2 protein-coding genes are annotated in these 26839 nt (G+C 50.2%); both read right to left on the bottom strand.

Features of this window, described 5'->3' with window-relative positions; translation table 11 throughout:
- Positions 1–6: 6 nt before the first annotated feature.
- A complete protein-coding gene (locus tag K3G25_RS09175) occupies positions 7–16308 on the bottom strand; it encodes a non-ribosomal peptide synthetase (RefSeq protein WP_232489693.1) in 16302 nt (5433 codons plus the stop codon).
- Positions 16298–26833, bottom strand: a complete 10536-nt coding sequence (locus K3G25_RS09180; protein ID WP_232489694.1) for a type I polyketide synthase — start codon at positions 26831–26833, stop codon at positions 16298–16300. The genes K3G25_RS09175 and K3G25_RS09180 overlap by 11 nt, the downstream gene beginning before the upstream one ends.
- Between the last annotated feature and the right edge of the window lie 6 nt (positions 26834–26839).

Here is a 26839-nt window from a genome sequence, read left to right on the forward strand (position 1 = left end):
CCCTCCTTAACTCAATTGTTGTACATGTCTTGTTACTTTAGGCTGATAGCTTCGCAGTTTTTGCATCGCCGAGCCGTGATGTTCAGGGTATACTTCTATCATTTCTTCCGGTTTTTCCTCCGGCTCTTCCGCCTGTTTCATCATGACGAACTGATTCAATGGGCCGCCGAGCAATCGTTCAAGCGCCGCCATTGCTTCCGGCGCTTCAATTGATCCGACTCCCGCCTGTTTCATCCGTTCTTGATATTCGGCAGATGATACGATTCCGACACTGCCCCAGTAGCTCCAATTCATCACTGCCGCCGAATACGGCCGAACTTGAGCCAAATGAGCGGCAAAGGCATCTTTGAAACTGCATCCGGCAGCATAATTGCTTTGTCCGGCCGCTCGTGCAAATGATTGAACAGATGAGAAGAACAATGCAAAGTCCAGCGGCTCATTTCGGAACACGCGGGCCATATTCACACTGACATTGACTTTTGCAGCGAGCACGCTTTTAAAACGGCTTTCCGGCATATTTTTCAGGCTCTGATCCTCTAAAACAATTGCGGAATGGATGATTCCGTTAATTTGCGGGTGCGTGCGTTTGATCGTTTCATACGCCCGTGTGAGCTCATTCGGATTTGCCGCGTCAGCTTCAATATAAATCGGCGCCGGCCCGAATTGGCTGAGTCTGTCGATTTTTTCCTGGATGGCGCTGTTATGTTTTCGTCTGCCGATCCAAACGACTCGCGCCTGATACGTTTTCACGGCATATTCGCTCCATGCCTCGCCGATGCCCCCCGCGCCGCCGATGACGACATAAACGCCGCCTTGTTGGTAAGCGGGCCGGCTTGACACCGGCTGCTGTACAGGAATAAGGCGCTGTTTGTACCAGTGATCGTTCCGGTACGCCCATGTATTGCCTTGCTCATCAAACGGCGCTGAGAACAGCTCCGCCTTTGAAACATCTTCCGGACATCCGGCATCAATCAGCCTTGTTTGCCAGTTCGGATACTCTTTTGCGAGCGAGCCGACCAAACCGTGAATGCCTGCATGAGCCGGATCAATAATGTCCGCCGGCTGTACGGACTGTGTTTTTATTGTGACTGCAGTCAAGCTGATTCGCTTGCCTCCATATCCTAAAGCAAGCATGGCCTTAATCACTCTGTACATCTGGATGACGCCCGCATCCTGAGCTTTTACCATGTCGTCAGCGCTGTGAAAAGGAGCGATCCATACGATATGCCCGAAAGACCCTGTTGCTTTCAGTTCAGCCGCAACAGCCTCTATTTCATCCTCCGGGGTGATATGGAGCCTTCTCGCAGAAGGATGATGCAATTGAAAAGCCGCGCTTTCCTCATCCCCCGCGATAAAGACAACCTCTTCCGTCTTATATGCCGGGCTTTGATCACGGAATTCCGCGAGATCCCACACCGGAGCCAGAAGGTTTGATCCATTTAATGATGTTTCCGGCGCGGGGCCTTCCATCATTCTGGAAGAAATCCCTTTAATTCTGACACAGACCCGGCCGGTCTCATCGCATAAGTCAATGTCCATACGCTGTATTTTTTCATCCGTTCCCCGGGAGCTGACGTACGCCCACATGCTTGTCGTGCACGGACTGAAAATGTCCAGTTCTTCAAGGGCGAACGGCAGTGACAGCTGGTTATCATCTGCGTGCAGCTTCAGTCCGATTGTCGCTTGCAAAGCTGAATCAAGCATACACGGGTGAAGAACGTATTGATCTGCCGTTTCTTCGAGGAAGGAAGGCAGCCGGAGCTCAGCTAATACCTGATTGCTTCCGATATGAATGTGCTGAATTCCTTGTTGTCCGGGACCGTAGTCAATGCCGATTTTGCTGAATAAGCCGTAACACTGTTCAGAAGTCAGTATACTGAGGCCGCATTGAGCTTTCAGTGCGCCTATATCACGGTGCGGAGCCTCCCCGGCGCTGAGAATGCCGGCAGCCCCCTGACAGTGTATCTGCCTGCCGCTTGCTTCTGTTTGTGAATCCGTGTAAATGTCATACACAATTTCACCGTTTTCCCTCGGGTTCAGGCTGATTTGCGCTTCAATCGGGCGGTTTCCCGCTTCGATCGGCCGAACCCAAACGATGTTTTTCAGGCGGGTGACAGACGGACGTTCCTTTTGCCCTTTGACTGCCTGAGCAACCGCCGCCCTAGCCATTTCCAAGTAGGCAACGCCCGGCATAACCGGCTTGCCTTTAATAAGATGATCGGTGAAAATCGTCTCTTGTCCCGTAAATTCGGATCGGTACCGCTGCTCTGTTAAATCTGATACATTTTCGTGAAGCAGCGGGTGCAGCACCCGCGACGTCGGCACAGCTTGCGGTTTCTCTGCTTTCGGCCGATTGTCCGTGATCCAGTACCGCTCTTTCGCAAACGGGTAAGCAGGAAGACTCATCCGTTGGGGCTTGATATCAGAATATAAGCCGTCCCATTTGATATCCGCGCCCTGCACCCATAATTCCGCAAGCTTGTCATTCTCTCGGCGGCTTATCAGCTCTTCGATATCCGCTTCGCCGTTTGCGCCTGCCAGAATGGATTTCAGGGAGGTTTTACCCGCTTTTCCTTTATAAATGCCCGCTATATCATAACGTCCTTTCGCACAGCTCTTTAGCTTGTCCCGCAGTTCTTCGGCCGAGGAAGCGATAATGGCCGCTCTTTCTTCCATCGCATCCCGTCCCTGCTGAAGCGTGTAAGCAACACCGGCAAGATCCGCATCCGTAAAAGGAGCTTGCGCCAGCTGCTGCGCCTGTTCCTGCAGACGCTCTTCTTCTTTGGCCGACAGCACAAAGATTTGAGGGTGTGTGAAAACAGCTGTTTTTCTTTCTACCTTCGGGATATATTCTTCAATGACGACATGGGCGTTTACGCCGCCGATGCCGAAAGAACTGATTCCCGCACGGCGCGGCAGATGATTGCCGTTTTCGTCTTTCAATGCCGTCCATTCTCTTTTTTCCTGTACGATGTAAAACGGACTGTCTTTCAGCTTGATATACGGGTTGATGACCTCGCTGTGGAGGCTTTTTGCAAGTGTTTTATGCTTCATCTGCATCAGCACTTTGATCACACCCGCGACACCGGCTGCCAGTGACAGGTGGCCGATATTGGTTTTAGCCGATCCCAGACCGCAGTGACTCGCGTAAACGGCGGAATCGCCTGTTTTTTCGTACAGCTTTTGAAAGGCGGATTTCAGGCCGTTGATTTCGACCGGATCGCCAAGCTCCGTTCCGGTTCCGTGCGCTTCTATATAAGTGACTGTTCTCGGATCAATGCCTGCTTTGTCATAAGCCGTTCTGACGACTTCCGCCTGGGCTTTCGGGTTCGGTGTCGTCAAGGAGTTCGCGCGTCCGCCGTGGTTGACCGCGCTGCCTTTAATGACACCGTAGATATGATCGCCCGCTTTTTCCGCTTCTGACAGCTTTTTCAAAAACAGAATTCCGGCACCTTCACTGACGGCAAATCCGTCCGCCCTGTCGGAGAACGTTTTACATTTCCCTTCTTTGCTCAGAGCGCCGGCTTTGTCATAAGCGATGTGGCCTTGCGGTGTGACGACAGTATTCACGCCGCCGGCGATCGCCATATCGCAGTTCCCGTTTTCAATGGCGCATACGGCGTGATGAATCGCGACCAGCGAGCTGGAACAAGCCGTGTCGATCGGTTCACTCGGCCCGTGCAGATTAAGCATATAGCTGACGCGGTTCGGCCCCGCTGACGGACTCATATTTGCGGCTGACGCACCGCCGATATCCAGGTCGGAAAACAGTGAGCCGTATCCGGTATTCCCCGTGCCGATATACAGGCCTGTTTTCGTGCCGGAAAGGCTTTTAGCGGAATATCCCGCATCTTCTATCGCTTTCCACGCATACATCATTAACAAGCGCTGCTGGGGATCCATCTGTTCGGCTTCCAGCGGTGAAATTCCGAAGAACAGCGGATCAAAATCCGCAACTCCGTCAATAAATCCGCCCCACTTTACATTTGTTTTGTTGGCTTCATTAAGCGGGTCACCGTAATACTCACGCCAGTCCCAGCGATCCGCCGGAACCTCTGTTATACAATCTTTTCCCTCTTCTAAGTTGCGCCAATACTCATCAATATTTGCGGCCTTCGGAAACACTCCGCTCATGCCGACAATAGCGATCGGTTCCGGTTTATGTTCAGCCGCAGTCTGAACAGGCTGTACGGCAGTTTTTGCAAATCGTTTGTTCCCTGCCAGTCTGATGCCGCCATCATCAGTTACGCCGCTTTGTTTTTCTTCTTTCGGCTGTGTGCTGCCGGCAAATTGTGTTTGATAGTCTTCTGCTAAATGATGCGCCAGGGCTTGAATCGTCGCATATTCAAAAAATACGGTCGGTGTCAGATCAAGCTGATAAGTGTCATTCAGCTTGTTGGCGAATTCCGTCAGCGTAATGGAATCAAATCCGTATTGATTAAACTCCAATTCGATATCGATTTCTTCAATGTTTATTTTCAGAAGCCCGGAAACCTCTTTTGCCAGCAATTCCTGAAGTTTTGCCGTCAGGTCTTTCGGCACAGGCGTTTCATCCGTTTTCTTAACCGGTGCAAAAGCTGCTGCAGGAGTCTTTTGAAGCAGCTTTTCCCGCATTACGGCGCGGTTTCCTTCCATGACGAGCACGCTTGTTTTCCCCGTGCTCCATGCTTTGTAAAGAGCTTCTATTCCGGTCTCAGTGCGCATCGGCGTTACACCGGTTCTTTTTTCGGTGAGCTTCGCCATTTCTTCATTGACTTGCATTCCGCCGTCTTTCCAAAGCGGCCAATTGACCGACAATGTGTGACCGTGGCGGTACATTGCGGTAACCAGTGCGTTGCGGTATGCCGCATAGCTGTCCATAAATGCGTTTGCCGCCGCGTAATCCGCCTGTCCCGCATTCCCGGTGACGCCGGAAATGGATGAGAAAACAATGAAAAAGTCCAGCGCTAAATGCTCGGTTGCTTCATCAAGGTTGACAAATCCGTCCGTTTTAGGAGCCAATACACTGTAAAACTCTTCGGTTGTTTTCTTTGCGATATACTGATCTTTCATCACACCCGCGCTATGAATGATGCCGTGAAGGCCGCCATATTCCGTTTCAATTGTTTTGACCAGGTCTGCCGCAGTTTGAGCGTTTGTTACGTCAGCCTGCTTGTATTCCGCTTTTGCTCCGAGTGATTCAAGCGATTGCAGCTGCATCCGCTGATTCTCGCTTAAAGCGGAACGGCCTGTCAAAACCAGTGTCGGCTCTTTGACTTTGCGGGCGATTTCTTTCGCGAAAATAAAGCCTAAGCCCCCGGCTCCTCCGGTAATGAGATAAATGCCTCCGTCGTTCCACGGAATGCGTATTTTGCCGCCGGACACGGCCGTTTCTTTGACATCTGCGCTGTATCGGATGCCGTTTTCATATTTGACATGGCTGTCATCAGCCCGTGTTTTATTTTCTCTGATGATGTCTGTGATTCTTCCGTTTTCCGCCGGTTCTATTTCAATCAGCTGGGTTTTCAGTTTTACATGTTCCAGGCCGGCTGTTTTTAACAGAGCTGAAATCCCTGAGAGCAGCTGATGCTTATCAGTTTTAGAGAGAACCGTCTGGATGAGGACGTCTCCATCCGTCTCTTCCTTCAGCAGTTTTTGCAGCGTCTCCAATATCCGTCCTGTATAATCACGGAAGCGCGCCGCCGCTTTCCCATGCTGGGAGGTCATTTCAATACATTCAGCTCCCGCGGCTTCAACGGCTTGTTTCAATCCGGCGTCTGTGTCACAAAGCAACACGATATGCCGGGCAAAAACCGGTTCCGTTTGAACGGCGGTTTTATCGCTTCGGCTCCATACCGGCTCAAGCATGAGCGTTTCCGGAGCTTTTTCTTTTTTCTCAGGTTCTTTTTCAGCCGTTCTGAATGACAAACCTTTCAGCCTTACGCAAACCTTGCCGTTTTCATCACAAATATCAAGATCGCGTTTTTCAATCTGGCCGGCTTTGTGGTCTTCAGAAAGTCTGGCGTAAACCCACATCTCGGCAGCGCATGCGCTGAATACTTCAAGCTCCTGAACCGCAAACGGAAGCATCAGTTTTTCATCATTTGTTCCGGTTAATATGCTTGATGCCTGCAATGCAGAGTCCATTAAGCCCGGATGCATGACATACTCCTGTACCGTGTCCGCACAAGCCGCATCAAGTGACAGTCTGCCCAATACGAAATCATCACCTGTATAAATCGCTTTGACACCCCGGAAAGCCGGGCCGTAATCAAAACCGATTTTGCGGTACATATCGTACACTTCATCTGCAGAAAACGGTGTCTCGGCGGATTGTGATCTCAGCTTTTGGAGATCAATGACCGGAGCCTCGGCGTCAGGGCGGACTGATACTGCCCCTTGGCTGTAAACGGACGGCTGATCTGTGTCCCGGCCGCTGTAAATGTCGAATTGAACGTCATTTGCCGTTTCAGGAATGAGACGGATGTTGACATGAACCGGCTCGTCTTCAATGGTGATCGGCCGCACCCAAACCGTATTCTTAAGCTTGACGCTTCCTTGTCCGGCCGGAACTTCAGATGCCTGTTCCATTGCTGCGCGCGCCATTTCAAGATGTGCCACTCCCGGTAAAATCGGCACGCCTTTTACAACATGGTCCGCAAGGTAAAATTCTTCTCCTGTATAGATTGAACTGAACCGCTGTTCTGCAAGGTTTGAAGTATTTCTGTGCAGAAGCGGATGAAGCGCGTCTTGTTTTCCGGCAGATACAGTTTTTGTTTTTTCGTGTTTTCCGGTATGTTTCGCCGCCCAATAACGGTCTTTTGCAAAAGGATACGACGGCAGGCTCATGCGTTTAGGCGGCCGGTCTCCATACAGCTTCGCCCAATCGACGTTCAGCCCTTTGACCCACAATTCAAGCAGCTTCGCGTATTTGCCGCGGGCCATCCATTTTTCAACGGCTTCTTGAATTTCTTCATCTTCCGTCAGCATTTGCAGCGTGCCTTTGTCTATTCTTCCTCTGTACAAGTCCGCGTGCTTATCTCCAGTGATAAACTGTGACAGTTTTTCCTGCAGTTCTTCTGCGGATCCGGCAATAACCGCCAGGCGTTCTTCCATGGCGTCCCTTCCGATTTGGAGGGTATATGCCATAGAAACGAGGGAGGATTGATCGTACCGTTTTTCAGTAAGCGCACGTTTCAGCTGTTTTGCCTGTTCTTTCAGGCGTTTTTCATTTTTGGCGGACAGAACGAAAAGACATGGATCGATATGAGAATCATCTGCTTCCTCTCTGTCTTCTGGAATGTATTCTTCGATGACGACGTGGGCATTTACGCCTCCGATGCCGAATGAGCTGATGCCCGCGCGGCGCGGCTGTTCGTTTCCGCGTTCGTCCGTCTGCGTCTTCCATTCCATCGTCTCCCGCACCAGATAAAACGGGCTGTCTTCAAGCTGAATGTACGGATTTACCGTCTCACAGTGGAGACTTTTTACTAGTGTCCGATGCTTCATCTGCAGCAAAATTTTAATAATGCCCGCTGCTCCCGCGGCAAGGGATAAATGGCCGATATTCGTTTTGACCGACCCTAAGCCGCAATAGCCGGCCGCTTTCTCTTTTCCGTCTGTAAACGAGCTGAACGCTTGTTTCAGGCCGTTAATTTCAACGGGATCTCCCAGTTCTGTTCCGGTGCCGTGCGCTTCGATATAAGAGACTGTTTTCGGATCAATGCCCGCTTTTTTGTATGCGGCTTTAATGACTTCCGCCTGTTGTTTCGGGTTAGGCGTTGTTAAAGATGCCGCGCGGCCGCCGTGATTCACCGCGCTTCCTTTAATGACGCCGTAAATATAGTCCCCATCCGCCTCAGCGGCTTTCAGCTTTTTGAGGAAAAAGAGACCGGCTCCTTCACCATGGGCAAAACCGTCAGCCTGATCAGAGAACGTTTTGCATCTTCCTTCTTTACTCAGCGCGCCCGCTTTGTCAAAACTGATATACACATCCGGAAGAACAATCGTATTGATTCCTCCCGCCAAAGCCATGTCGCACGTCCCTTCTTCAATTGAAGAAACGGCATGGTGTATGGCAACGAGCGAGCTTGAGCAGGCGGTATCAATCGGTTCGCTCGGCCCGTGCAGATTGAGCGTATAGCTGACACGGTTCGGTCCGACAGACGGACTTGTATTCGCCGCGGATGACCCTTCAATCTCCGCATCGGCATTGGCTAAAAGAGAACCGTAGCCGGTATTTCCGGTCCCGATAAACACACCTGTTTTTGTGCCTGAGAGACTCTTTGACGCATATCCGGCATCTTCAATCGCTTTCCACGCGTGCGTCAGCAAGAGTCGCTGCTGAGGGTCCATTTGCTCCGCTTCCCGCGGTGAAATCCCGAAAAACAATGGATCAAATTCAGCAATTCCGTCAATAAACCCGCCTTGGTTGACGTTTGTTTTATTGGCTTCTTTTGCGGGATCCCCGTAATAGTCCCGCCAGTCCCAGCGGTCTTTCGGAATCTCGGTCATGCAGTCTTTGCCTTCTTTCAGGTTCTGCCAGTAAGCTTCAATGTCTTCTGCCATCGGGAAAATCCCGCTGATGCCTACGATTGCGATCGGTTCCGGCCCTTGGTCCCGCTGCACTGTCTGCGGAAGTGTCTCAGGCAGAGTGCGGCGTCGCTTAACGGCCGGGCGCGTGATTTGAGTCTCTTTTACCGGTCTTGCCGATTGAACCGTTTTTGTATTTACCGCAAACCGTCCGGCAAATTCCTCTTCGTATTCACTGATTAAATGAACGGCAAATTCATGGATTGTCGGATGATCAAAGAAAATCGTCGGCGTTAATGTAAGCCGGTACGTTTTGTTTAACTGGTTCGTAAACTCAGTCATCGAGATAGAATCCAGCCCGTATTTTGTCATTTCTTCATGAGGATCAATTTTGTCAATGTTTACTTTTAACAGTGAGGCCGTCTGCTGTTTTAACAGATGCTTCACTTTTTCAAGCAGGCTGTCAGCATCAATGTCATGACGTACGCCGGTCTCTGCTTCCGGATGATCATTCTCTTTGCGGAACAGTTTTGCTTTCATGTGTTTCACATCTCCTTCAAGAACCGTCAGCCGGGCTGTCCCGCTCATCAAGCCTTGATATAAAGCCTTGATGCCGGCATCTGTGCCGAGCGGTGCGATTCCCGCCTCCTGCATCAGCATATCTTCCGTCTGCTTTCCTGCCTGCATTCCGCCTTCTTTCCATAACGGCCAGCTGACAGAAAGTGTCTTTCCGTATCTTTGTCCTGCGGCTTGTAAAGAACGGCGGTACTCGGCATACATCTCCATAAAGACATTTGCAGACGCATAATCAGCCTGGCCGACGCTTCCAAGCACACCTGATAAGGATGAGAAGACAATAAAGACATCTAATTTCTCATGTTGTGACGCTTCATCAAGATACACAAGGCCCTTCACTTTCGGAGCGAGAACGTGTTGGTATTCCTCTGCCGTCTTCTTCACCATGTAGTTGTCTTTTATAATGCCGGCACTGTGAACAATCCCGTCCAGCTTGCCGTGCCGTTTGCGGATATTGCGGATCAATCGGTATACTTCTGCTTCGTCCGTGACATCGGTCTGCTCGTAGAAAACAGAAGCGCCGGCAGCACGTACTGTTTCCAGCATGTCTTTCTGCTTTTCTCTGAGAGCGGACCGGCCGGTTAGTATGATGACGGTGTCTTTTGTACGGTTTGCGATCTCTTTTGCAAAGATCAGACCTAAACCTCCCGCACCTCCTGTAATGAGATAAACGCCTTCGTCTTTCCACGGAATGTCCGGCTCCGCTTGAGAAATATCCATCTCTTCCCAATCAGCGGCAAAGCGCTTGCCGTTTTCATATTTCACATGGACGCTTTCGGCATGCATACGGTTTTCGGACGCTTTTTCCGCTATGCCTTCAGCACTTTCTTCCTCCTCGGCTTCGATCATTTGACAGATCAGCTTGGAATGTTCAAGGCATGCGGTTTTGAAGAGTCCGGTAATGCCTGAGAACACCTGCTGTAAGCCTGCTGACCGCGTAACAGCCTGAAGAAGAACGCGGCCCATCGGCTTGCTTTTCATTATGGTTTTGATATGGTCAAACATCTGACCCGCATAAGAATGATACCGCTCTGCAATAGATGCGGGACGATCGTCCAAGATAATGACGCTTGCATGTTCAAGCTTTGCTTCCACGGCCTGTTTTACAGCTTCATCGTACTCACAAAGGAAAATGATATGCTCTTCATACGAAGGCTCGTGGGCCGCCGGTTCCGGCTGCTCTTTCCAGACCGGTTCAGCGAGCAATGTGTCCGTACGGCTGACCGAAATGCCGGCACCCGCGTTTTCTTCCATGATCCGCGTTGAGAAACCTCTCATCCGCACACAAAGCCCGCCGTTATTGTCATATAGATCAATATCGGCTTTTTGGATAGGATCGCCGGCTTTATTGTTCGCACTGAATGTGACGTGCACCCACATATCATCAGCGCACGGATTCAGAACGTCCAGCTCCTCTAAAGCAAACGGCAATGCGGCTTTGAATGGTTCCCCGCTTTCTGTAAGCAGCGCTCTCGTCACGTTTTGCAAATATTCGGCGGCCTGAAGCGCACCGTCCATCATACTCGGATGAAGGATATAATCAGCTTTTGTATGAGAGACGGATTCAGGAAGCTTCAATTTAGCAAGCAGCCGGTCATCGCCTTTGTATACAAGCTGCACCCCTTTGTATCCGGGCCCGTAATCAGCACCGATCATTCCTTTGTAAAACGCTTGAGATTCGATTGTTCCCTGTGTGCACCGGCGCTTCAGCTGCTCAATATCCGCCGCTTCCTCCGGTTCCTTCCGGATGATTTCAGCGATGCCCTGATTATAAAGAGGAGCTTCTTCACCGATAGAATCGTTACCCCCGTACATTCTGTATTGAATCTGTCCGTCCTCTTCTTCATAAAGTCCGATATGGACACGGACAGCCTCCTGATCGGCTATCACCGGACGGACCCATACAATATTCTTTAAGCGCAGGCCCAGAGATTCCTCTGTTGCCCCGCCGATGCTTTTCTCCGCCGCGGCCCGTGCCATCTCAAGGGTAACGGCAGCCGGCACGATCGCCATTCCTTTAATGATATGCTCGGCAATAAAATACTCTTTTCCCGTGAATTCCGAACTGAACCGCTGCTCCTGCAAGACGGATGTATTCTGATGTACCAGCGGATGCAAAAGCTTGGTATCCGTTTGCTTCACCGTTTCTTCCGGCCAGAAGCGCTCCTCTGCGAACGGGTAGGTCGGCGCACTGATTCTTTGCGGCGCGGAATCCTGATACAATAAGCCCCAATCGACACGCGCTCCTTCAACCCAGAGCGCCGCCAGTGCTTTCAGCTTTTCATCCCGTGTCTGACATGCCGCAAGCTCTTCCATCTCCTGAGCTGACACTTCTCTGCTTCTCACTTTTTCGCCCCGTAAGATGGTTTGGTCATTGCCGTTGATGAAATCCTGCAGCTGACGCTTCAAATCGTGACGATCATGACTGATAAAAACGGCTCTCTCTTCCATCGCTTCACGTCCGGTCTGATACGTAAATGCCAGATCATGCAAGGAAACGTCGTTTTCGGCTTCATCCAGAAAGCCGGATAAACAAGATGCATAGGCAGTAAGACGCTGCTTATTTCTCGCTGACAGCGGAACGATATAAGGCGGCTGTCCGTCATTTGATCCGCTGATCGTTTTGTTTTCATACTGTTCAAAAATGGCGTGTGCGTTTGTTCCTCCGAGTCCGAATGAGCTTAACGCTGCGCGGTGCGGCGTCTCCCTCTCCGGCAGCGGTTTTCTCTTATCCGCCACATAAAACGGCGAACCGCTGAATTTGATATTCGGATTCGGTGACGTGTAATTAATGGTAGGCGCCAGCTCCCGATGATATAAACTCATGGCGACTTTGATGCACCCGGCCAGACCTGCTGCTGTATCCAAATGTCCGATATTCGTTTTTACGGAACCGATCCCGCAATACTGCTCCCGGTCCGTGTAACGTTTATACACTTGCTGCAGCGCGGACATTTCAATCGGATCACCCAATGTCGTTCCTGTGCCGTGCGCTTCGATATAGGAAATCGTCTCCGGGTGAATATTCGTGCTGTCTAAAACATGCTGGATGACGTCAGTCTGACCTTTTACACTTGGTGCGTAAAAACCGACTTTATCTGCTCCGTCATTGTTCAGACCGATGCCTCTGAGCATGGCGTATATGTGATCTCCGTCCTGAACGGCTTGTGACGCCTTTTTCAGCAGAATGACGGCCGCTCCTTCTCCGCCCGCCATACCGTCGGCTGAAGCGTCAAATGCTTTGACATGCCCGTCGCTTGAAAAATTCAATCCGTTTTGGTGCACATAGCCGATGCCGGTCGCTGCATGCAGAGTTGCTCCGCCGACGAGTGCGTATTCCGATTCTCCGCTCGTTATGCTTCTATAGGCTGAATAAAGACCGACTAATGATGATGAGCAATTGGAATGAACGAAATAGCTTGGCCCTTTTAATCCGAGCTTATGGGAAACCATCGTCGGAATCGTGCCGCTCTGCGCTAACACCCATGACACATAGCCGTCGGGAGATTCATGGCCTTCTGTCGTTTTTTCCGGCAAAAGCGACCGATACGAATTATTGCTTGCCGACATATAAACGCTTGTCTTCGGAATCTCTTTCGATACATATCCCGCGTCCTCGACGGCTTTCCAAGAATGAAGCAGCAGAAGCCGAAGCTGAGGATCCATAAATTCTGCGTCTTTCGGAGAAATGTGAAAGAACTCAGGGTCAAAGAGATCTTTTCCTTCTATCGTCGATAATGCCGGCACATAGTCGGGATTTTCGATCAAATCTTCAGGCACGCCGGCTTCCCGAAGTTCTTCTTTCGAGTAGAACCGGACGCTTTCCTTTCCTTCTCTTAACTGCTTCCAAAACTCATGATGATTTTTCGCGCCGGGGAACTGGCAGGAGATCCCCACTATCGCCACACTGTCGTCAAAGTAAGACGGCACCCCGTTTTGCGGTGTTTGTTCTCTTTCTCTCTCATCTTGGCCGGGCGCCTCTGATTCAGCCGCCTGTTTTGTTTCAACAATAAATCGGCTGATCGCCTGAATGGTAGAGTGTTCGAATAAATCCGTGACGGTAAAATCGCATTCAAGCTCCTGTTTAATGCGTTCTGCCGCCGCAACAGCCAGAAGCGAGTCGCCTCCAACATCGAAAAAGCCGTCTTCGATTTTGATGCCCGCCGTATTCAGCAGGTCTTCCCATATTGCGGTCACTTTCGCTTCCGCTTCTGATAACGGCAGTCTGCCCGTCTTTTCAGACCGGTGAACGATTACCTTGCGCTGTTTTAGGTCTTTGCGGTTCACTTTTCCGCTCGGTGTTAACGGCAGCGCATCCAGACGGATAAAATGGGCAGGCGCCATATAATCCGGCAGGCTCGATAAAAGATGGTTGCGGAGCGCTTTTTCGTCTGCCGTATGACCGGAGCGGGCCGTATAATAAGCAATCAGCTTTTTATGTCCGTTCTTTTCCTGAACCACAACCGCCTGGTCAAGGATATCCGGATGTTCGCTCAATTTCGTTTCAATCGCTCCCAATTCGATGCGGAAGCCGCGAATTTTCACCTGACTGTCAATCCGGCCGGCATATTCTATATTTCCGTCAGGCAGCCATCTGGCCAAATCACCTGTTTTGTAAAGTTTTTCTCCTTCACTAAACGGATTATCAATAAATGATGCCGCCGTCAGCTCAGGCTGATTGTAATAGCCTCTGGCCAGACCGGCGCCGGCCACGCAAAGCTCCCCGGCCACACCGTCAGGGACGGGGCTGAGCTTTTCATCAACGATATAAAGCCGCGTATTGTGAATCGGTTTCCCGATCGGCGTATTCCTGCTTGTGATTTCCTTTTGGCCGCAGCTGTAGTAAGCGGCATAAATGGATGTTTCCGTCGGGCCGTATATATTTTCAATTCTGGCATGTTTGAAGATGGAAACTGACTTTTTGACTAAATCTTTCGGAAACGCCTCACCGGCCACCATCACATATTTCACAGGGCCGTCTTCTGTAAATGCCGTATGCCGCTTTACCGTTTCCAGAAATACATTAAACACGGCGGGCGCAAAATTCAGATGCGTGACCTGGTGGGTTTGGATATATTCCATGCAAAGCTGCGGATTTTTTTCTGCACCAGGCGGCAAAATGACAAGCCGTCCGTTTCCGATAAACCAGCCGAATAATTCAGAAATCGAAACGTCAAATACGTAATTCGTTTTTAACAGATAGGCATCCTCTTGTGCGACCGGATACTCAGCTTCCAAAAACTGCAGCGTATTCATGATGGCCCTGTGCTCAACCATGACGCCTTTCGGTTTTCCCGTGCTTCCGGACGTATATAGAATATAAGCGAGATGATGCGGTTTTGAACGCGGCGTCAGTTTTGCCCCGCTGACAGAACGTCCGCTGTTTTCAATTTCCACCGTGCTCACACCGCCGATGGCCAACTGTTCAATCATGCCGCGCGTCTTTTCCTGCGTTAATACGATTGACACGCCGCTGTCAGTCAACACGTGCGCCATCCGTTCGTTTGGAAAAGCCGGGTCCAGCGGTACATACGCGCCTCCCGCTTTTAAAATGGCGAGGATGCCGATGACCATCTCAAAAGAACGCTCCGTACAAATGCCGACCGGGCATTCCGGTGTGACGCCCTTTTCTTGCAGGTACACAGCGAGCGCCGTGCTTCGTTCATCTAATTCGCGATATGTAAGACTGTTTTCACCGAATGTGACGGCTTCTCTGTCAGGGTGGCGTCCGGCTTTTTCCGCAAACACTTCATGAATGCAGCGCTCTTTCGGCTGATGGGATGAACGGCTTTCATCCCGTCTTTGATTGAGCAGGCCGGAACAGGCTTCAAAAGCGATCTCCGGATCAGAAAGCACCTTTTCTGCCAGTTTCATATAATGCTCCGCCATTCGTTCGATGAAAGAAGGGCTGTAGACATCCGGGTTGTACAGAAATTGCAGGACGGTTCCCGTTTCTTTTTTATAGACTTCAAGCGCAAGCTCAAATTCGCCTTCCTGATGAATGTCTTCTATCATTTCAATGCCGAGTGATTGATATAGTTCCGCCAGCTTTTCCGCTCCTTCCGTCCGGAAGAAGTTTTGATAGAAAAACGCGGTTTGAAAAACAGGCGACACCGCAGGCGAGCGTTCCGTCTTCAATTCTTTGACAAGCGCGGGAAACGGATACGCGGCATGGTCCAGCCCTTCTGCCAGTGTCAGCTGCAGCTCCTTCAAAAACGACGTAAAAGATTTGGCGCCCGTCTCTCTGCTTCTGACCGCGATCATATTAATAAAGTAGCCGATGACAGACTCAAATTGAGCCTCAGAACGCCCCATCGTCGGCATGCCGACGATGACATCTTCCTGATTCGTATATTGATAGAGCAGTCCTTTGAAAATAGCGAGATACACAACGGATTCATTGACATTATTTTTTTGGGCGCAAACTTTAATCTGCCGGTTCAGTTCATCAGGAAGCAAGCGCTGATACGCCTGCCCTTTGCACGTTTGAACCGATGATCTCGGATAATCCGACGGAAGCTCAAGCACCGGCAGCGGTCCTTCCAGCTGCTTTTTCCAATAAGAGAGATGCGTTTTTCCCGCTTCGCTTTCCAGCAGCTCTTTTTCCCATTTCACAAAGTCATGATAATCTGCGGCCTGCTGAAGCATGACAGGTTCTTTGCCTTCCCTTGCTTTTGCATAAGCGTCCAGCAGCGCCGACATAAACGTCATAAGAGAGACGCCGTCAAAAATGATATGGTGAATGGTGATTAACACAATCGGCTCCCGCTTCGCCCGCCGGAATACTTGAACACGCAGGAGCGGCCCGGTTTCAAGCGAAAACGGTTCTTTTGCTTTTTCTTTAATAAACGAAAGAGCGTCACGCCCGCTTAATTCAGAAAGATCCATTTCTTCAATCGGAAAATGCCGATCCGTATCTTCTATCTGATACGGAAGGCCGTTTTTCTCTTTTATCACACTGGTCAAAATAGGGTGCTGGCGCTGCACGGACAAAAGGGCGTTTTTGAATGTCTCGATATCCAGCTTTTGAAAACGAAAGCATAACGGAATGTTATATGCGCTCATCTCCGGAAACATTTTCTGAAGCATCCACAAACCTTTCTGGCCTTCAGAAAGCGGACGTTTTGCAGTTGTCCGCTTGAAAGCCTGAAGCTTTTGTTCTACTTCAGCGATGGTGAGCGTTCCTGATCTGTAGGCATCGAGAAGTTCTTTATGATTCATAGGTCTTACTCCCTTCTATGATGTCTTGCACTCTTTTAAAATCTAATGTCCCCTCAGAGACCTGTTTCATCATGGCGATGATCTCCTGATCCGTATACTCCTTGCTTTCCGGAGCGGCGGCTTCTGTTTCGGTTTCTTCCGTTCTGTAAAACGTTTCGATCGTTTCTTTGTGTTCTGTCAAGTAATAGCTGATGACGTCTCCGAGCGTGGCATAGCTGTAAAATAACGCCGGAGTGACTTCAATGCCGTAATGACTCGTCAAAAGAGCGGCAAATTTGGCTAAATATATGGAATCAAATCCGAATTCCGCCCAATTTTTATGCAGGACGAGTTTATCTTTGGATATTTTCAGCAGACTGTGTATCAGCTCTTTCAAATCCGCTTCGAGCCGTTTTTCTGCGCTTTCTTCCGGGATGCGGCGGCTCACGGTTTCCAAAAGCGCATCCGGTTTTGATGAATCGTCCCGCCGTATGCCTAAAAATCGTTCGGCACGGCTTCTTTCGCCGGCAATGATAAGGCACTGGGTGTTGTCTTGAGAAATAACGCGCTCAAACAGCTCAATGCCTTCATCTGTTTCTAACAGGCGCTGGCCGCTTGATTTCAGGTACATGCCCGTCGTCTCTTCACCGCCGACGGCCATTCCGCCGTTTTTCCAGACCGGCCAGTTGATGACAAAAGCGTTTCCGCTTTCTGATTGTTCGTTTTTATAGTTGGCATACGCCATTTGGAACCTGTTCGCGACCGCGTAATCACAGCAGCCGAAATCTCCTAAAACAGCCGATGTGGATGAAAAGTAGCAGATGAAATCCGGCGTTTCGTTTTTCAGCCACTCGTCAAGAAGCAGGCTTCCGTTTATTTTCGGTTCAAGCGTACTGCGGAAATTCCCGATTTCATTTTCAAAGACGGATGTTCTGCTTTCGATGCCCGCCGCATGAATGACGCCGTGAATGGCTCCGAATCGTTCTTTCGCGCGCTTGATGCAGTCGCCCATTCCGATCGGATCACAAACATCGGCTTCGGCGTAAAGAACACCCGCACCGAGATTTTCCAGGTCTTTCATTTTTTCTTTCTTTTCTTCATTGATCGGCGACCGCCCCGTGAGAATGACATTTGCCTGGTAGTTCCGGGCGAGATGGCGGGCAAATAAGCAGCCGAGCCCTCCTAATCCGCCTGTAATGAGATATGTTCCGCCGGTTCTGATTCTGCCGTTTTCTTTCGTTAGTCCGGTTGGTTCGGTGTGATAGACATATCGTTTTCCCTCTTCCAAGAAAACGGTATGGTCTGTTTCAGCTTTCAGCTCGTCCCAAATGGTTCTCATCCAGTCCGTTATGGCCGCTCCGGCTTTTCTGAAGTGGCCGGTAACACTTGTTTTCGGGAGAACTATGCCGAGCGAACGCTCAAAGCCGATCCATGATTCCAAGTAGCACCTTTCCAGACCGGATGCATATTCCCCCGCCAATAACAGCCTTTCCGGCTGCAGACCGGTCTCAGCCATTGCTTGGAGAATATGGACGATACATGAATAATCTTCGATGCAGCTTTTATCTTCAAGCGCCCATAAATACAAAATGGCAGAAGCTTCACCGTACTCTTTTTGAATATCCGCAAAAGCGTTCACATATGATTGCGGATCTTCCCGCACCACTTGGCAGCGGCCGGCGGACAGAGCCTCATACCGGTCTCCCTGAGCGATAAAAATAACGTCAATGTCATTGTCATACGATCTGATCACAGAGACGGCTTCCTGCTGCTTCTTCTGATCAGATAAAAAAGAAATCACCGTTTTGATTCTCTTTTCTCCGGCAGCTGGCAGAGCCTGTTCTTTAAGAACTTCTCTAAAAGCCATCACTTCAAATTGTTCCGCCGGATCATTTTCATCAGCCGGCGCCTTAACGGACGCGGCCTTGCTTTGTACAGGCTGCTGATGCCAGAAGCGTTCTTTCGCAAACGGATAAGCAGGCAGGCTGATGCGGGCCGGAGGACGGTCTCCGTATAATTTCGCCCAATCGATGTCCAATCCTTTTACCCAAAGCTCAAGCAGCTTAGAATATTTCCGTTTGCTGATCCAAGCGTCTATGATTGTTTCCAGATCATCATCCGCCGAAAATACGGCAAGCATCCGTTTGTTTTCTTCCGTGCCGTCACGGTGCAGTCCGGCGCTGTTGTGTCCGGCGGTAAATCCATTCAGTTTTTCCTCAAGTTCATGAAGTGAATGGACGATAAAACCGAGACGCTCTTCCATCGGCACCCGGCCCGTCTGAAGAGTAAAGGCTATGCTCATAAGGTCGCTGCCGCTGTATCTTTTTTCACGGATGGCGTCTCTGAGCTGTTTTGCTTTTTCAGTGAGCCGTTCGCTGTTTTTCGCGGACAGGACGATGATGGCGGGCTGATCTGCCGGCATCTCATCAGGCTCTTTGTCTGCCGTATATTCTTCTATGACGAGGTGGGCGTTTGCTCCTCCCGCGCCGAAGCTGCTTAACCCCGCCCTTCTCGGAAGCTCTTTGCCGCCGATGACGGGACGTTTCCACTCACCGAGCTCCTGCTGAACGGCAAACGGCGTATACGCGAAATCAATATTCGGATTCAGCTGTTCCGCGTGCAGGGACGGCGCAATTTGGCGGTCTTTGAGCTGGAATAGTATTTTTGTCAGACCCGCAATGCCCGCGGCGCTTTCACAATGACCGATATTTGATTTTGCGGAGCCGATGGCGCAAAACTGTTTATCTGTTGTATCCTCTTCAAATGCTTTCGTTAATCCGGCGATTTCAATCGGATCTCCTAATGCTGTCCCCGTACCGTGGGCTTCAATATAACTGACGGTGCGCGCCGGGACGTTTGCCCTTTCGAAAGCTTCTTTTATTAAGGCGGCCTGCGCTTTCGGATTCGGAACGGTGTATCCGTTCGTTTTGCCTCCGCTGTTAATGGTGCTTCCTTTAATTACACCGTAAATGTGATCGTTATCGGCAATCGCCCGGTCCAACGGCTTTAATACGACCGCTCCTACCCCTTCTCCGTCGACAAAACCATCCGCGCGGTCTCCGAACGATTTGCACGTATCGCCTGCGGAAAGCATGTTCATGACTGACAGATTCATATAATGGATCGGGTCGGTCACTATGTTTACGCCCCCGGCAATCGCACATTCGCTTGAACCGCTGTATATGCTCTCAAGCGCCAGATGAATGGCCGTCAAAGAAGAAGAGCAGGCTGTATCAACGGCAATGCTCGGCCCTTGGAAATCAAAAAGGTAAGATACCCTGTTGGCAATGGACCAATAGCCGTAGCCTGTCGGGTAGTTTTTGTTCATCGCGCCGGCAAAAACACCGATTTTTCTGCTTTGGCACAGGTTGTCAGGCGTATAGCCGGCATCCTCGATACTCGCATACGCCGTTTCTAAAAATAATCGCTCCTGCGGATCCATTCGCTCCGCTTCCAAAGGAGAAATCTGAAAGAACAGCGGATCAAACTTGTCCATATCCTCAATGAAGCCGCCCCATTTCGTATAAATAGAGCCTTCTTTACCTTTCTCTTCATCGTAGTAATCCTGCCAGTTCCAGCGTTCCCGCGGGATTTCTTCTATGCAGTTTTTTCCTTTTTTAATATTAGCCCAAAGCTCAGCCGCTGTTTTTGCCTGCGGGTAGCGTCCTGAAACACCGATGATGGCCACGTCGCGAACCGAACTTTGCCGGACGGTCTCTTTGGCTGCCCGTTTTTCCCTCCGCCGCCAGTCAGTGCGAAGCGGCTTAGCAGGCTGTACAGCCTGCGGTTCTGGTGATGCCTTCCGTTCTTTCTGAACAGGCGTTTGTCCCGTCAGTTTGATCATCGCGTCTTTTTTCGTTTTGATTAAGTGAGCGACGAGCGCCTCAATCGTCTGATATTCAAAAAATAAAGTGCTGCTGACTTGGTCCAATACATTTCGTAACGCGTTTGTCAGCTGTACGACGACGATAGAATCAATTCCGTATTTTTCAAGCGGCGCTTTCGGATCAATTTGAGCCGGCGGAATTTTTAATGTTTCTCCGATTAACGTTTTCAAGTACTCGGTGCTTTTTTCTGTTAAAGACGTGTCGCCTTTTTGCACCGTTGTTTGCGCCTGAAGTTCCGGCGCATGTGCTGCTTTTGGCGGAGCGGTCCGTTTTCCGGCCCCTGCTTTAAACGTTTTTTGGCGAACAATGCCGTTGCTTTTTGCCGCTATAATCTGATGGCTTAATTCATGTGCCGCTTCTGCCGGGAAGAAGACAGAATGCCAGCCTTCACTTTCTAACACGCGCTTCCAGCTTTCCGGATACAAGCCCGGGCACCCCGGAATACGAAGGGCGGAATCTTCATGCAGCCACCAGCCTTCAAGCAGTCCGAAAGTAATATGCGGGAACAGGCTGTTTCCCGCCATTTCATTTAAGAGCAGCAAACCGTTGTCTTTTAAAACGGCTTTGGCGTTTCTCAGCGTCTGGCGGATGTCTTTCGTCGCGTGGAGCACATTGGCCGCAACGACGATGTCGTATGCGCCCGGCTCTATGTCCTGGCCGGCAAGCGGCGCTTCTGCGTTAAAAAGCTGATACGTCAGATAAGGATTCCGTTTGCCGTATTCCGTCTCCGCATGCACGAGAAAAGCTTTTGATACATCGGTGTAACAGTATTCCTTTATATGGTTTTGATACGGCCTAAGCTTTTCAAATATGCCTGCGCTTGTGCCGCCTGTGCCCGCTCCGATTTCCAGTATGCGGATCTCGGCTTTTGAATGTTTGCTGATGTTTTCTTTCACATAAGCCGTTAATGTATCTGACAGGGCGCTGTTAAAGTAATCCGCGACTTGATTGTGCTTATAAATTCCTTCAACAAGTTCCATTGAAGAGTGCGGGAACATGATGTCTGTCGCTGGCACTTCTTCCCGCAGAATGTCCGGCAGTGCTTTAAGCATCGTCTCGGCTAAAACAGTCATCGCTTTTGTATCGGCGTTATTGAGCCATTCCTCTTTTTCCCGCTCCCATTTTTGCCATAGCGAGGCGGTTGTGTTTTCGGCTTGCGCCGACAGTTTATATGAATCCGCATTCCCTTCCAGATAGCCATGTTCCAGAAGGAAAGCGATCGTTTGATTGAGCCATTTTTTAAAGTATTCGTGTTCGGGCTCATACGCTTTAAGGCTTTGCGGCGTCAGCAAGTCTGCTTCTTTAAGCTGGGCGATCAAAAGCTGATACAGAAAATCATCGAGCTCCTGATGGTCAGCCTCTCTAACAAGAAGTGCGCCGGGCGGAGCGACCTTCGGCTGTTGTGAAAAGACAAGCGGCTGAGACGGATAAACGGAAATCTTTTCTCTTTCATTCATCCCTTCGACTGCGACCGGTTTTGTCGTATGAATGAAAGCCGCCTGATCAACCGGCAGCGTCATAAGGGTTTCAAGCGCCTCCATTGCAGCGTCCGGTTCGATCAATCCCAATCCGATCTGATCCATCAGCTGAATAAAATCCCCGTCTTCAGCCGCTTCGCTGTTGCCCCAATAGCCCCAATTCATCACTTTGACCGGACAATTCCATGTCTGATCAAGTTCTTTCGCAAATGCGTCACTGAAAGCGCATCCCGCGGCATAATGGCTTTGTTTCACGTTATGGATAAATGCCACAAGCGAGGAGAAGAAGAGCGCAAAGTCAAGCGGCTCCCGTCCAAATACCTCCGCCATGGACACACTTACATCGGCTTTTGCCCGCAGCACCGATTTGAACTCTTCTGTCTTCATATTATTTAAGCTTTGCTCAGACAAATCCATTGCCGAGTGGATGATTCCATTCATTTTTGTGTGGCGCTCTTTTATGAACTGATAAGCCCTCTCTAAGGAAGCACTGTCGGCGGCATCGGCGGAAACATATTCAGGCGCCGGGCCGAATGCGCTGAGCCGGTCGAGTTTCGCCTGTATGGAATCATTCAGTGTGCTTCTTCCGATCCAAATGATGCGTGCTTTGTAGCGGCGGATCATGTATTCACTCCATGCCTCGCCAAGATACCCGGCGCCTCCGATCACGGCATAAACCCCGCCTGTTTGGTACAGCGTGCCGTTTTTCGGCATATTGTCAAGCGGTATCAGCTGCCGCTCAAACAGCTGCTGATTGCGGTACGCCCAAATTTGACCGTTTTTCCCGGCAGAAAGACTGAGCGCCTCTTCGATCGGCCAGCTGCCGTCCGTTTCTGTGTCAATCATGCGGATATGCCAATGCGGATATTCTTTCGCCATTGTTCCGGCAAGTCCGCTGACTGCGGCTTGTGACGGGTCGGCGCTGTCTTGATCCGAAAACGGCTGGGCATTTGCTGTGACGATGCACCAGTCCAAACGTTTTTCTCCGTACCCTAAGGCAAGTAATGCTTTCATCAGCTTGAACACATGAAGAACGTTTCTTTCCTGTTCTTTGAGGCTGTCCGCACTCTCAGCCTGCGGAGCAAGCCAAATGATTTGCTCCAGTTCTTTTTGTCCTTCAAGCATGTGCGTAAGAGATGTGATATCATCCGTACTTCTGATCGGATAATAGGAAGCGTTCGGCAGATGTTCTTTTATGCGCGTATGTCTCGAACCCGTTCCGCCGAATACTGCCGTCTGCTTATCCGCCGCTGCTTCCCCGGCTTTTTCAAGCGCAACAGGCTCCCAAGCCGGAATCAGCATCGTATGGCCGACAGGCGCCTCCGAGGTTTCTCCGCCCGCTGTTTGGCTTGTGTCAAGCGCCCGGACGGACGCGCCTTTCATCCGGACATAAACCGTACCGGCATCATCGCACATATCAATGTCAAATTTTCTTACGTTGTCATCTGCTTTGCTGCCTTCTGTGTACCGGATATATGACCAGATATGTTCAGGACACGGCCCAAACACTTCCACCTCCTGCATCGCAAACGGCAAAGAAAGCTCGTGGCTGTCTGCATCGTCATGTATCGAGCGGACAAGCAGACCGACGGAAGCGTGAAAAGCGGCGTCCATCATACTCGGGTGAAGCGTATACTGTTCTTTTTTGTCATGTACGGCTGCTGGGAGTGAAATACGAGCCAATAATCGGTCTTCTCCGATCAGCAATTGCTGTACGCCCCTGTATGCCTCTCCGTAATCCAGACCGATCTTCTCAAAAGCACCGTAACATTCTTCCGCAATCACGATTCCTAAATTGCAGGAAGCTTTGACAGACTCGATATCAATCTGGGCGCTTCCCGGTTCGGTAATGACCGCTTCACCCTGGCTGTGAATAACCGGATCTTCGCCGTTTTCTGCCTCACTGTATATTTCATAGGTAATCTCACCATTGTCTTCTGGGTAAAGGGCAATATGTATTTCCTTCGGTTTGTCTTCAATCATGACCGGCCGGACCCAAACAACCTGTCTGAGTGTGACGCTATGGTCTTTTTCCGTCACGGCAGCAGCCTTTTTGACCGCCTCTCTGGCCATTTCCAAATAGGCGACGCCCGGCAGTATTTTTTGTCCGTTGACGACATGGTCAGATAGGAAAAATTCATCTCCCGTAAAAAGAGAGGTGAAGCGCTGCTGCGAAAAATCTGACGTATTTTCTTGTAAAAGCGGATGCAGCACTGTGCCTGAAAGGCTTTTCTCCTGTTTTTTCTGCTGCGGAATCCAATAGCGTTCTTTTGCAAACGGATAAGTCGGAACGCTTGTTTTACGCGGTTTACCCGAAGCGTACAGCTTATTCCAATCTACTGTTTTCCCTTCTGCCCATAACTCGGCAAGCCGTATCGGATCATCCGTCTCGGGAGCGGCTTCGCTCAGTTCCGGCAGCTCGGCTTGTCCGCGCCAAAGACCGGGGATGTTTTCGTTTCCTTTTACGAAATCATTCAGCTTTTCTTTCAAGTCGCGGGTGTCATTTACAAGGAAGACAGCTCTCTCCTCCATTTCTTCACGTCCTGTCTGAAGAGTATAAGCCAGTTCAGACAGCACCGTCTTTTCTGAAAGCGATCGGGCTAGTTTTTCCGCATAGGCCAGAAGCCTGTCTTTATTTCTTGCTGACAGCGGGATGAGTTTTGCTGCATCGTTCTCAGGTGCAGGCGCTTTTTGTTCAGGCTGAATGTATTCTTCTAAAATGATATGGGCATTCGAACCGGATGCACCGAAGGAACTGAGCCCGGCCCTGCGCGGATAATGTGTGACTTTACCGTTTTCTTCGGCTGCCGGCTGCTTCCACGGAGCAGTCTGCTGCTGTACGTAAAAAGGAGATCCCTCAAATTTCAGGTAAGGATTTAATTCCGCAGAATGCAGTGATTTGACAAGCGTTTTGTGATGAAGCTGCAGCGCCGCTTTTGTTAACCCGCTGATCCCCGCCGCTGATTCTGCGTGGCCGATATTTGATTTGACCGAACCAATGGAACAAAATTGCTGATCCTGCGTCCCTTGACTGAACGCTTTTGACAGACCTTCAATTTCAATCGGGTCTCCTAACGAAGTACCCGTGCCATGGGCTTCCACATAACTGACGGTCCGCGGGCTGATACCTGCTTTTTTCAGACAGGCCTTAATGACTTCTGCCTGTGCAGCAGGACTCGGGACGGTAATTCCGCTTACTTTCCCGACGTGGTTAACGGCGCTTCCTTTAATGACCGCGTAAATGCGGTCGCCGTCTTGTTCGGCTTTTTCCAGCGGCTTGAGCAAGACCGCACCGACTCCTTCTCCGGAAACGTAGCCGTCCCCGCCCTCGCCGAATGTACGGCAGCGGCCGTCACTTGAGTGCATGCCCACGCTTCCGTAGCTGAGATATTTCGCCGGGTGCAGCGACAAGTTCACCCCTCCCGCAAGCGCGGCCTCACATTCGCCGCGGCGGATGCTTTCAATGGCCAGATGAACGGCGGTCAATGATGAGGAACAAACGGTATCCACCGCGATGCTCGGCCCGTGGAAGTCACAATAATAGGAAACTCTGTTGGCAATCTGCGCATAATTCAGTGAAACCGGAAAAGGATCAGTTTCAGATAATTGTTCTGCGCCGATTAAGGAATAATCTTTATGCATCACCCCTGCAAATACGCCGATCGGATGCTGTTTCTCCCCTTTATTTCCCAGCGTTTCAGGCGTATACCCCGCATCTTCAATCGTTTCCCAGCATGTTTCTAAAAACAGGCGCTCCTGCGGGTCCATCGTTTCCGCCTCACGCGGTGAGATTCTGAAAAACTGCGGATCGAAGCAGTCGGCATCGTCAATGAAACCGCCCCATTTTGATACTGTTTTTCCAGACGGGGACGTTACGTTTTGATATGTTTTCCAATCCCAGCGGGACTTCGGAACTTCAGTGATGCAATCCGTGCCTGCCTTCAGGTTTTCCCAAAACTCCGCCACACTTTTCGCTTTCGGATAGCGGCCGGCCATTCCGATAATCGCGATGTCTCCGGTGTTTTTATGATGTTCTGGCGCGTCCGGTGCTTCAGCTTCAGACCGTGATGGTTCGGCTGCACGTTCCGCACATTCAAATGAAACGGTCTTTTTCAAAAAGGCTGCGAGTTCTTTTATATTTGTATATTCAAAGAGAAGAGTGGGCGCGAGGTCCGCACCCGTCTTTTTACTGATATCCTGTACAATCTCAAGCAAAGAAGATGAATCCAGCCCAAGCTCGTAGTATCCTGCAAGAACGTCCAGCGTCTCCCAAGGCTGCCCAAGCTTATCAGCCAAAAGCTTCTTTAAAAACAGAATGATGTCTTTTTCATCTGCGCTTTCCGACTCAGTTGCAGCCTGTTGATTCTGTTCGGCTGTATTCGCGTCTTCTTCGAGCCGAACCGCTTTTCCCGTAATGTTTTTAAGCTCCGCCACCTTCTGTCCGGATCGGCTGAAGTACTCGATCGTCATCGTTGTGAGTTCTTTTTCCTGACGGACGCCGGAAGCGGCGATACGCGCCGTGCACTCAGATTGCAGTCTGTCGGCGGCCGTGAACGATTCATAATATAAAGGCAGGTGAAGCCGGTTTGTTTCAGAAAGCAAACCGCTCCCCCCGATTCCGCTCGCATCCAAAAGTGCCGGATGGAATAAAAAGAAATCTTTTCCTTCTTCGCAAGAAAGCTCAGCCAGCATTCCGCCTTCTGTTTCGTACAATCGTCCGTTCGATTTCATCATGCCGGAATGAACCAAGTCATGATCCAGGCAGCGGTTATACATGTCATCAAGATTCAGAGATCTGCCTGACTGCTTCACATCGCCGAAATCAATGGTTTCGTCAAATGTCACAGCGTCTCTTTTCACCATTTCAGCCGTCGCATATTGTATATTGTCTGACAGCTCGTCACCTTGCTGTTTCTGCCCTGAAAGGGAGATGAGCCACTTTCCATCTCCGCTATCAGAACATTGAATGGTCAGAATGATTGCAGCCGTTTCACTGACGGTTAAAGGCTGATAAATCGTAACGTGCTTCAATTCGAGCTCATTGTATACATAACCGTGTTCCTGAAAAACCTGATAAATCAAATCGATATAAGCAAGACCGGGCAATACCGCTTCACCAAAGACCTTATGGCCCTTCATGATGGGATGATCCAGTGAGATATTGATTTTTTCCGATATCATTCCTTC

The organism is Bacillus sp. FCW2, assembly GCF_021228595.1.
Taxonomy (GTDB): domain Bacteria; phylum Bacillota; class Bacilli; order Bacillales; family Bacillaceae; genus Bacillus; species Bacillus velezensis.